This is a genomic window from Acinetobacter sp. UBA2063 (genome assembly GCF_002333245.1).
GTDB classification, from domain to species: Bacteria; Pseudomonadota; Gammaproteobacteria; order Pseudomonadales; family Moraxellaceae; genus Acinetobacter; species Acinetobacter parvus.
This window is the reverse complement of the sequence record NZ_DDAH01000174.1, coordinates 1-8,751: the sequence shown is the minus strand read 5'-3', so window position 1 is coordinate 8,751 and position 8,751 is coordinate 1. Positions and strand designations below refer to the sequence as shown.

Here is an 8,751-nt window from a genome sequence, read left to right as displayed (position 1 = left end):
GCCTCAACCTGTCCTCAATGTAAATCCCCTATTCGCTGGTATCAGAATATACCTATCATCAGTTGGATCATTCTTCGTGGCAAATGTGGTTCTTGCCAGAATCCAATTAGTATTCGCTATCCATTAATTGAACTTCTCACCATGGTTTGTTCATTAATCGTTGTAGCAGTATTTGGTGCAACCATTCAAATGCTCTTTGGCTTAGTCCTCACATGGGTATTGATCACACTCACTTTTATTGATTTCGATACGCAATTGTTACCAGACCGTTTTACGCTTCCTTTGGCAGCACTAGGTTTGGGAATTAACAGTTTTGCAATTTATACAACTGCCACGTCAGCGATTTGGGGTTATTTGATTGGTTTCCTCTGTCTATGGGTGGTTTACTATCTTTTTAAATTGGTGACTGGTAAAGAAGGTATGGGATATGGTGACTTTAAGTTGCTTGCTGCCCTGGGTGCCTGGATGGGGCCTATGATGCTTCCGCTTGTTGTGCTGCTTTCCTCAGTCGTGGGTGCCATTATTGGTATTATTCTCATGAAAATACGTGGTGAAAATCAGCCCTTTGCCTTTGGTCCCTATATCGCCATTGCAGGCTGGATCGCATTTTTATGGGGTGATCAAATTATGAAAGTCTATTTAGGTGGTTAATATGCGCTTTATCTTGGGCATTACAGGCGGGATTGGCAGTGGTAAGTCAGCCGCCACGCAATGGTTTGAATCCCAAGGTATTCGCGTCATTGATGCTGATGTTGTTGCGAGGGAAATTGTTGAACCAGGCCAGCCAACGTTACAGAAAATTCAACAGCTATTTGGCGACTGGGTGTTACTGGAAGATGGTCATCTAGACCGCCGCGCATTACGTGAACATATTTTTCAGTTCCCAGAGGCTCGTCACAGTTTAGAACAAATCACCCACCCTGCTATTCGCCAATCCATCATCCAGCAGCTATACCAAGCAGAAAGCCCCTACGTGATTCTAGTTTCCCCCCTGCTCTTTGAAACTAACCAGCATGAACTGGTTCAACACACTCTGTTGATTGATGCAGATGAACAAACCCAGTTACAACGTGCCAGCCAGCGTGATGGGCAAACTGAAGAGCAAATACGAAAGATTATTGCAGCCCAAATGCCCCGTACTCAAAAACAACAGCTCGCCAATGATATTGTGCTGAACGATGGACTACTTGAACATCTGCACAAGCAGCTCAAACCATTACACCTTAATTATTTACAGCGGGCTGAGCAGATCGGCTAATCCTGTTTCTGTTGAGACAACTGGGCCGTTAATGCATCTTTACGGAACCAGCGCCATGGTTGTAAAGCGCCAATACCCATACCCACTAATCCACACATAATCGCTGGACTCAAAGGTTCATTTAACAGAGGTACAGCAATGACAGCAGCAATAAATGGCGCCAAGGTCACAATGCTTCCCGTTTTAAATGCACCCAAACGTTCAATTGCGGCAACATAGGTCAGGGTTGCAATAATCACCACCAAAACACCATGAAATACACCCTGTACCAGCAAATGGACAGGCTCTGCTTCCTGAAAATGTTTAGGAATAAATAGGATATAGATCGGTAAATAAATCAGTGCTGACCAAATGGCCACACTTGCCATCGAATGCCAGGCCGATAGCTTCCACTGTTTTAACAGTACAGTGAAGATGCCCCACCAAACAGCGCTTAGGAAGTAAAGCACATCGCCAAGACCAAAGGCAGAGGCCTGCTCATGCAACATCAGATAACTCATCAATGCCAGAGCACTCAACATAATGATGAGACTGAGCCATGTATGTTTATCAAAAGGCTGTTTAAACAATAAATAAGCAGCAACAGCCGTACATAAAGGAATACAGCCATTTAAGAAGATTGCAGCATGGGCTGCTGGTGCTTGTAAAAAAGCAGTATAAACCGTTAGACAGTAAGCCAGCCCGCCAGTTAAAGCCAAAATAATTGGGCGGGGATGCCACAAGAATGCCAAATCTTTTTTATACAGCAGCACAGGCATTAAAATAAGAAAGGCTATCGCAAAACGCATTGCCACCAAGTCCCAGGCACTGACATGCCAGTGCAGATTTAAACGGGAGAGAATGGTAAAACCACCCCAGATGCACATGGTGATACAAACGAACAGATAGCCTTGCGTGCGAGCGGTCATTTTTAATTACATTGACGATAATTGTGTGAATTATACAGCATTACGCTGTCGGCATGCCTCATAAAGTGCCATCCCTGTCGCCACACTGACGTTTAAACTTTGTAAATCACCAGACATCGGGATATAAACGGTTTGGTCACATTGCGACTGGGTTATAGGCCTTAATCCTGTATCTTCCGCCCCCATCACAATCACCACTGGACCGTTAAAATCACATTGCTGAATTGGCAATGCTTTTTCATCTAGCATTGTGCCAATAACACGCATATGTGTTGTTTCTTTGAGATGCGCCAATGTTCGAGCTAAGTTAGTCACTTGAATAAACTTAACTTTTTCCGCCCCACCTGCGGCAACCTTACGTGCTGTCGGGGTTAAGCTTGCTGAACGGTCACGCGGTACAATCACGGCTTGCACCCCCATTGCAGCAGCAGTACGAATACAAGCCCCTAGATTATGCGGATCAGTGACTTGATCCAATGCCAACAATAAAGCATCAGGTGATTGCTGCATTAACTGATCCAAATCTTTTTCATTTAAAGTTGGATGTGGTCGAACTGCAGCAACTACACCTTGGTGAAATGGCAGACCTGCCAGTTTTTCGAGACTGTCTCGGCTGGCTTTCTGTACACTAATCCCAAAAGGTTCAGCCAACTGCAAAATCTTTTGTAGACGCTGATCATCACGCCCTTTCAGGGTGAATAAGGTCAAAACTCGTTCAGGCTCCAGCTCCAGCAATGACTCCACTGAATGAACGCCATAATAATATTCAGGTTTTGCCATGAACGACCTCTTTAAGAAAGCGGAATATAAAAGGAGATTTCATAAAAATAAAAATCCTGCAAAATGACTTTTACAGGATTTCCATTAAATCTAGTGTACCCGATTTAGACGCGAATAGGTTAGCCTTCTAAATGGCAAACGTAATCAAGGACTTCATCCGTCTCAATGTCAAACTTGCTATTGCCTGGCACATAGAAAGACTGCCCCGCACGGAACAATTCACTTTCAGTGCTGTCGGCGATTTTAACCCGACATTCACCCGAAATGATCTCCATACGCTCTGGCACATGGGTCGCAAAGGTTAAAGGCTGCTCAGTGGGTAGAATCACACCTAAAGTCTTTTTTGTACCGTCTTCAAACTGTACTGTATGACTGATACATGCCCCACCAAAATACACATTCGATTTTTTGATGACCGTTACATGATCAAACTGCACTGAACTCATGCGTACTCTCCAAATAATGCCGCATTTATATTAGATTATGCTGGACGTAGTTTAATTGTGCCATCGCAACTAATCAATCCATTTCCTTATGCAAAACTAGCAATTTTTATTCCCATATTTAGTCCCTGTTGATTTTATTTTTTTAATATTGCCAAGCGTAATTCACTCTTGTCGCTAGGATAAAACTTCTTTATCTTTAAGCAAAATATTCTGTGCATTGGATGCATTTATGCTCACCCATTTAACTTTAATTAATTTTGCACTTGCCGACCATCTGGCACTGGACATTGAACAGGGTTTCAATGTGCTGACTGGTGAAACTGGCGCCGGCAAATCATTATTGTTAGATGCACTCTCCGCATGTCTGGGGGAACGTACCGACACCAATTATGTACGCTATGGGGCGGATAAGGCCGATGTGACCGCTGTCTTTAGCTATAAACCCGATAGTGTAGAGGCTAAATGGCTGGCTGAGCATGAACTGGATGATGATTCAGGTGAGATTCATTTAAGACGTGTGATTTTTGCCACTGGACGCAGCAAGGCGTGGATTAATGGTCGTCCAGATAGCTTGGCTGAACTGAAAGAAATTGGGCGTTTGTTGGTCCAGCTCTATAGCCAGCATAGCCAGCAGCAGTTACTTGAACCGCCCTATCCAAAACACTGGCTCGACCGTTATAGCAACTTTGCCGCTCCTGCTGATGCAGTACGTGAAGCCTATGCGACATGGCAAACAAATATCCGACAACATCAAGCCGCCTTAGATGCACAGACCACCCGAATTCAAAGAATACAAACTCTGGAATCACAAATAGAAGAACTGGAAGATGTGATTCAAACCGATTATCGAGAGATTGAACAGGAATTTGACCGTCTTAGTCACCATGAACACATTATGCAGGACTGTGCTTATAGCCTGAATGTGCTGGATGAAGCTGAGCAAAACATCACGCAGGAAATCGCTTCCATTATTCGTCGTTTAGAGTCGCATGCGGGTCGCAGTGAACAGCTTTCCAGTATCTACAATTCACTGTTAAATGCACAAAGTGAGATTGATGACGCCACCTCCAGCCTACGTCAGTTTATTGACCGTCAAAGCTTTGATCCTGAGCGCATGGAACAGCTCAATGCAACACTGGAAGTTTTTCACCGCCTTGCACGTAAATACCGTACCCAGCCTGAACTGCTGAAACAGGAATATGAAATCTGGCAACAAGAGCTAGAGCAACTGCATCAACTGGAAGATCCTGAAACTCTGGCGGAACAGGTTGAAGTTTCCTATCAGGAGTTTATGCAACAGGCACAGCATCTGGATGAAATCCGTCGTAAAGCTGCCATTCCATTGGCAAAACAGTTGACTGAGCAAGTCAAACCACTAGCATTACCAGAAGCATATTTTGAGTTTAAGTTTGAACCTCTGGAAGCAGCCAATGCCGAGGGTCTAAGTTTTATTCAACTCTTATTCACGGCCAACAAGGGTATTCCACCGCAACCGCTGGCCCGTGTTGCATCAGGCGGTGAACTGTCACGTATCGCCCTGGTGATGCAGGTCATGAATGCTGAAAAAACCGAATCTGAGGTGTTGGTATTTGACGAAATCGATGTGGGGATCAGTGGCGGCACAGCTGAAGTGGTGGGGCGTTTGTTGGCTGACTTGGCGCAGCATGTACAGTTGCTTTGTATCACCCATCAGGCTCAGGTTGCAGCACAGTCTGACCAGCATTTGCTGGTGAAGAAACAACAGACCGACCCCGCCAGTAGCACCATCATTGAACTGGATGAAGAACAGCGTATTCTGGAGCTTGCCCGCATGTCTGGTGGTGTTGAAATTAGCGAAACCACCTTGCAGCACGCCAGACAGTTGCGTCAGCTCAAATTCCAGTCAGCCTAGTTTATGCAACAAAATATCAGAAAATGATTGGCGAAATCCAATCAACTCTTGTATGTTGATAAAAACAACCTATTATTTAATCCCCCTAAATCCCCTTTTTAAAGTGGGACTTGTTTTGATGGAGAACCGCCAAGGTGACGAAACAATATTTAACTCACCGTTGTCTTATCGCTCCACCAGACATGGCAGATGACTTCTTTGCAAACACAGTCATTTATGTTGCTCGTCATGATGAGGATGGTGCTCAGGGCATCGTGATTAATCGCCCATCAAACCTACAGATCAGGGAACTCCTCAACGATTTGGAGATCGATGCAGACAACGTACAGCCACATGCGGTTTTGCAGTGCGGCCCTTTACGTCCTGAAGCTGGTTTTGTGCTGCATACGGGCCAACCAACCTGGCACTCGTCGATTGCGGTTGGCGAGAATGTCTGTATCACCACCAGCAAGGATATTCTGGATGCGATTGCGCATAACGAGGGTGTTGGGCGTTACCAGGTTGCATTAGGCTATGCGAGCTGGGGCAAACACCAGCTTGAGGAAGAAATTGCACGGGGTGACTGGCTGATCTGTGAATCTGACATGGACCTGATTTTCAACCTGCCTTATAACGATCGCTGGGATGCTGCCTATAAAAAAATTGGGGTAGACCGTACCTGGTTTGCGTCTGAAATTGGTCATGCCTGATATGCAAGCGTCCCAATCCATCATGGCTTTTGATTTTGGCACCCAGAAAATGGGGATGGCAATTGGTCAATCCACTATTGAAAGTGCCACTCCCCTGCCATTATTTGCCATGAAAGATGGTATTCCTGACTGGAATCAGTTGTTAAAACTGGTCAGGGAATGGCAACCCAACCTGTTTCTGGTTGGCTTACCATTGAATATGGATGATAGTGAATCTGAACTGTCAGCACGTGCGCGTAAGTTTGCACGGCGTTTACGCCATCAGACCAATATTGAAACATGGATGGTAGATGAACGCCTGACCACCCGTGAAGCAAGGGAAGAACTTGAGTTTTACCAGAACAAGGGGCAGGCTAAACGTTTGTCAGCAGATAGTTTTGCCGCTGCGCTGCTAATTCAAAGCTGGTATCGTGATCCTGCTGGGATTACGCCTTGATCATTTCTCAATAATTCTAACCGTTGCTGTTCGTCCTGAAACAAAGGCCAACGGATTCTGTGGTTGCTCATCCAGCATAATTTTAACAGGCACACGCTGGGCCAAACGTACCCAGCTAAAGGTTGGATTCACATTCGCCAATAAATTAGAGCTACCTGAACGTTCACGGTCTTCAATTCCCATTGCAATGCCTTGCACATGCCCACGAATTTTCTGGCGATCTCCCATGAGCTGTACTGTGGCTTGATCGCCCACGTGGATACGATTGAGCTTGGTTTCCTCAAAATAACCCACCACATACAGTTGATGACGATCAAGCAAGGCCGCAAACCTTGCAAATCCACAGCAGTTAATGTTCGTTCCTGCTTTAAAAAAGCCAGAGTATCCTGACGGATGACATTTAAATGCGGTGCAAGACTGATCATTTGCATGTGCTCAAGCTGCGTGACTCGCTGGGACAGGGCCACAAGGTTGGCAACCACCAATGAAACCTGATGCAGCATTTCCTGTAATGGTTTGGTCATGCCTTTAAGTTCACCTTTTTCATAAGCCAGATGCACCGCCAAGGCATGAATATCTAAGGCATCACGAGTAGTCTACCGCCCCGATCATTTACCTCACATAGAAATGTGGCGACAGAATCAGCCAACCTGGAAACAACCAGATTGCTTTGACAAGGTGAGAACTGATGATTTGGAGTGATGCACAATGATTGGAGCTTTTGCAGCATGAGCCTAAAAATAATTATCCAATAAAGACATTGCACTGACAATTTTTTCAAAACCCAGCGCATTAGTCAAGATAAATTATCGCCATTTGATAATTTACATATTTAATTTAGAATAATACTTTTAAAACACCATTATTTTCTCAGCAGCGGCATTAATTTAATCTTGCCTGCCGATCAAGTCCAAAAGTCCATATCCGACCTTAAATTTTTCTGTTATAAAGCAATAAAAGTTCGGTTTTAAGGTTATTTTAAGGAGTAGATTTCTCATCATGGCAATTTCGAGTTTTGGTAAAATTCTCACCGTGCTGGACTTGTTTTCAGTTTCACGCCCGATTATCAATGTCGATATCATTTGTGATGAGCTCGGTCTTTCCAAACCAACCGCCTACCGTTACCTCAAGGAACTGGTGTCAACTGATATGCTAAAGCGGATCAGTGGTACATCAGGTGACTACACTTTAGGTTCTAAAATTGCGGTTCTGGATTATATTTCACACAGTACCGACCCATTGGTGCAAATCAGCATCCCCTTTATGCGGGATATCGTGGAACGTACCGAACTATGCTGCCTGCTGACCTACCTGAACCATGACTATTGCATCGACCTGCATCATGAAACTTTTAAAGAAGCAGAACTCATCTCATACGGCAGGGGTTGTCCACGCCCTGTTTATGTAGGTGCTTCACCCAAAATTGTGATTGCTCATCTCTCCAAGCAACAGATTCAAGCTTATTATCACCAGTTTACTCAGGAACTTGCTCAGGTAGGCTTTGCCCATAGTCTCGATGAATTCATGCAGCAAATGCGAAAAATCAAGAAACAGGGCTTCTATTTATCACAGGGTGAGATTGACCCAATGATTTGTGGCCTTTCAGTGCCAATTCGTTTCTCAAACAAAGAAGCACCCATTGCATTGACTTTGCTTGCCTCAAAGAACCGTTTTCACTTTCTAAATATTCAAAAACTGATTGAAATCTTGCAAGGCAATGCCGCACAGATTGAGCATAAATTTGCCACCCTTTCTGAAAGTCAGGGAAATTAAACCTGAGAATATTAAAAAACTTTTACATTTTTATGCGTTGTAAATAACAAAAAATTCTCATATGATGATTCTGTTCTTCAGCATACTCTCCCCAAAAGAGCATGACTTTTCCTTAGAGTTAGAGAACTAAGCTCATTGTTGTTATGGGCTTTTTTCTTGCCTGTTTTTTTATGAGCAGATATAAAAAAGCCTTTCAAAAGAAAGGCCTTAATTTATATGGCAATACAGAAAAATAGTTAGGGTTGTTTCAGATAGGGCCATGCTGCTTTCATATAAATAAACATCGACCACAACGTCAAAATCACCGCCGCATAAAGCAAGGCATAGGCCCACATTTCCAGCGGTTTCCAGTTTAATAAGAACACACTAATCGCAATCATTTGAAATGCTGTTTTGTACTTTCCTACCGTAGAAACTGCAACGCTAGTACGTGCACCCAATTCAGCCATCCATTCACGCAATGCTGAAACAGTAATTTCACGGGAAATAATCACAATCGCCGCAAAAGCCATTGAAATGGTCGGTTGCCATTGCACCAGTACAATCAATGCCGCCGCAACCATCAGCTTA

General features: G+C 44.2%; 10 protein-coding genes and 2 pseudogenes. 6 read left to right on the top strand and 6 right to left on the bottom strand.

Features of this window, described 5'->3' with window-relative positions; all coding sequences use genetic code 11:
* Together B4H32_RS08335 and coaE are read left to right on the top strand one after the other, a co-directional pair.
* The coding region (locus B4H32_RS08335) for a prepilin peptidase (RefSeq protein WP_286801823.1) at positions 1-651 on the top strand (651 nt) is incomplete at its 5' end.
* Position 652: 1 nt separating this feature from the next.
* Positions 653-1,258 (top strand): dephospho-CoA kinase, encoded by a 606-nt coding sequence (gene coaE, locus B4H32_RS08330; protein WP_004680706.1) that lies wholly within the window; start codon positions 653-655, stop codon positions 1,256-1,258.
* Here the strand turns inward: coaE and B4H32_RS08325 are convergent.
* From B4H32_RS08325 to B4H32_RS08315, 3 genes are all read right to left on the bottom strand, one after another.
* A complete protein-coding gene (locus tag B4H32_RS08325; protein WP_004680707.1) occupies positions 1,255-2,166 on the bottom strand; it encodes a DMT family transporter in 912 nt (303 codons plus the stop codon). The two genes, coaE and B4H32_RS08325, sit on opposite strands and share 4 nt — an antisense overlap.
* A gap of 30 nt (positions 2,167-2,196) precedes the next feature.
* A complete protein-coding gene (gene rlmB, locus B4H32_RS08320) occupies positions 2,197-2,946 on the bottom strand; it encodes a 23S rRNA (guanosine(2251)-2'-O)-methyltransferase RlmB (RefSeq protein ID WP_004674395.1) in 750 nt (249 codons plus the stop codon).
* Between the two features lie 119 nt (positions 2,947-3,065).
* On the bottom strand, positions 3,066-3,392 hold the full coding sequence (locus tag B4H32_RS08315; protein ID WP_004680708.1) for a pyrimidine/purine nucleoside phosphorylase: 327 nt from the start codon (positions 3,390-3,392) through the stop codon (positions 3,066-3,068).
* A gap of 229 nt (positions 3,393-3,621) precedes the next feature.
* Between B4H32_RS08315 and recN the strand changes: the two genes are divergently transcribed.
* The 3 genes from recN (at position 3,622) to ruvX (ending at position 6,408) form a co-directional block, all read left to right on the top strand.
* Entirely contained in the window at positions 3,622-5,283 is a 1,662-nt protein-coding gene (recN, locus tag B4H32_RS08310) for a DNA repair protein RecN (protein ID WP_286801805.1), read from the top strand.
* 134 nt (positions 5,284-5,417) lie between these two features.
* Complete coding sequence (locus B4H32_RS08305) at positions 5,418-5,972, top strand: YqgE/AlgH family protein (protein WP_286801801.1); 555 nt, start codon at positions 5,418-5,420, stop codon at positions 5,970-5,972.
* Positions 5,965-6,408 (top strand): Holliday junction resolvase RuvX, encoded by a 444-nt coding sequence (gene ruvX / locus B4H32_RS08300; RefSeq protein ID WP_004674392.1) that lies wholly within the window; start codon positions 5,965-5,967, stop codon positions 6,406-6,408. Before B4H32_RS08305 ends, ruvX begins: the two co-directional genes overlap by 8 nt.
* Here the strand turns inward: ruvX and B4H32_RS08295 are convergent.
* Together B4H32_RS08295 and B4H32_RS12840 are read right to left on the bottom strand one after the other, a co-directional pair.
* Positions 6,409-6,735: pseudogene (locus B4H32_RS08295) on the bottom strand (HlyD family secretion protein); the annotation flags it as partial.
* A 109-nt stretch (positions 6,736-6,844) separates the two neighbouring features.
* Positions 6,845-7,001: pseudogene (locus tag B4H32_RS12840) on the bottom strand (hypothetical protein); the annotation flags it as partial.
* A 406-nt stretch (positions 7,002-7,407) separates the two neighbouring features.
* Here B4H32_RS12840 and B4H32_RS08285 point away from each other — a divergent pair.
* Complete coding sequence (locus tag B4H32_RS08285) at positions 7,408-8,181, top strand: IclR family transcriptional regulator (RefSeq protein WP_004680712.1); 774 nt, start codon at positions 7,408-7,410, stop codon at positions 8,179-8,181.
* A 236-nt stretch (positions 8,182-8,417) separates the two neighbouring features.
* Here the strand turns inward: B4H32_RS08285 and B4H32_RS08280 are convergent.
* Positions 8,418-8,751, bottom strand: a 334-nt coding sequence (locus tag B4H32_RS08280) for a CDP-alcohol phosphatidyltransferase family protein (RefSeq protein ID WP_349677407.1), incomplete at its 5' end; no start/stop codon positions are given.

Bases quoted from the DNA above. Each gene is read 5' to 3' on its own strand.
- coaE (WP_004680706.1), top strand. From the start codon at position 653: ATGCGCTTTATCTTGGGCATTACAGGCGGGATTGGCAGTGGTAAGTCA.
- B4H32_RS08325 (WP_004680707.1), bottom strand. From the start codon at position 2,166: ATGACCGCTCGCACGCAAGGCTATCTGTTCGTTTGTATCACCATGTGC.
- rlmB (WP_004674395.1), bottom strand. From the start codon at position 2,946: ATGGCAAAACCTGAATATTATTATGGCGTTCATTCAGTGGAGTCATTG.
- B4H32_RS08315 (WP_004680708.1), bottom strand. From the start codon at position 3,392: ATGAGTTCAGTGCAGTTTGATCATGTAACGGTCATCAAAAAATCGAAT.
- recN (WP_286801805.1), top strand. From the start codon at position 3,622: ATGCTCACCCATTTAACTTTAATTAATTTTGCACTTGCCGACCATCTG.
- ruvX (WP_004674392.1), top strand. From the start codon at position 5,965: ATGCCTGATATGCAAGCGTCCCAATCCATCATGGCTTTTGATTTTGGC.
- B4H32_RS08285 (WP_004680712.1), top strand. From the start codon at position 7,408: ATGGCAATTTCGAGTTTTGGTAAAATTCTCACCGTGCTGGACTTGTTT.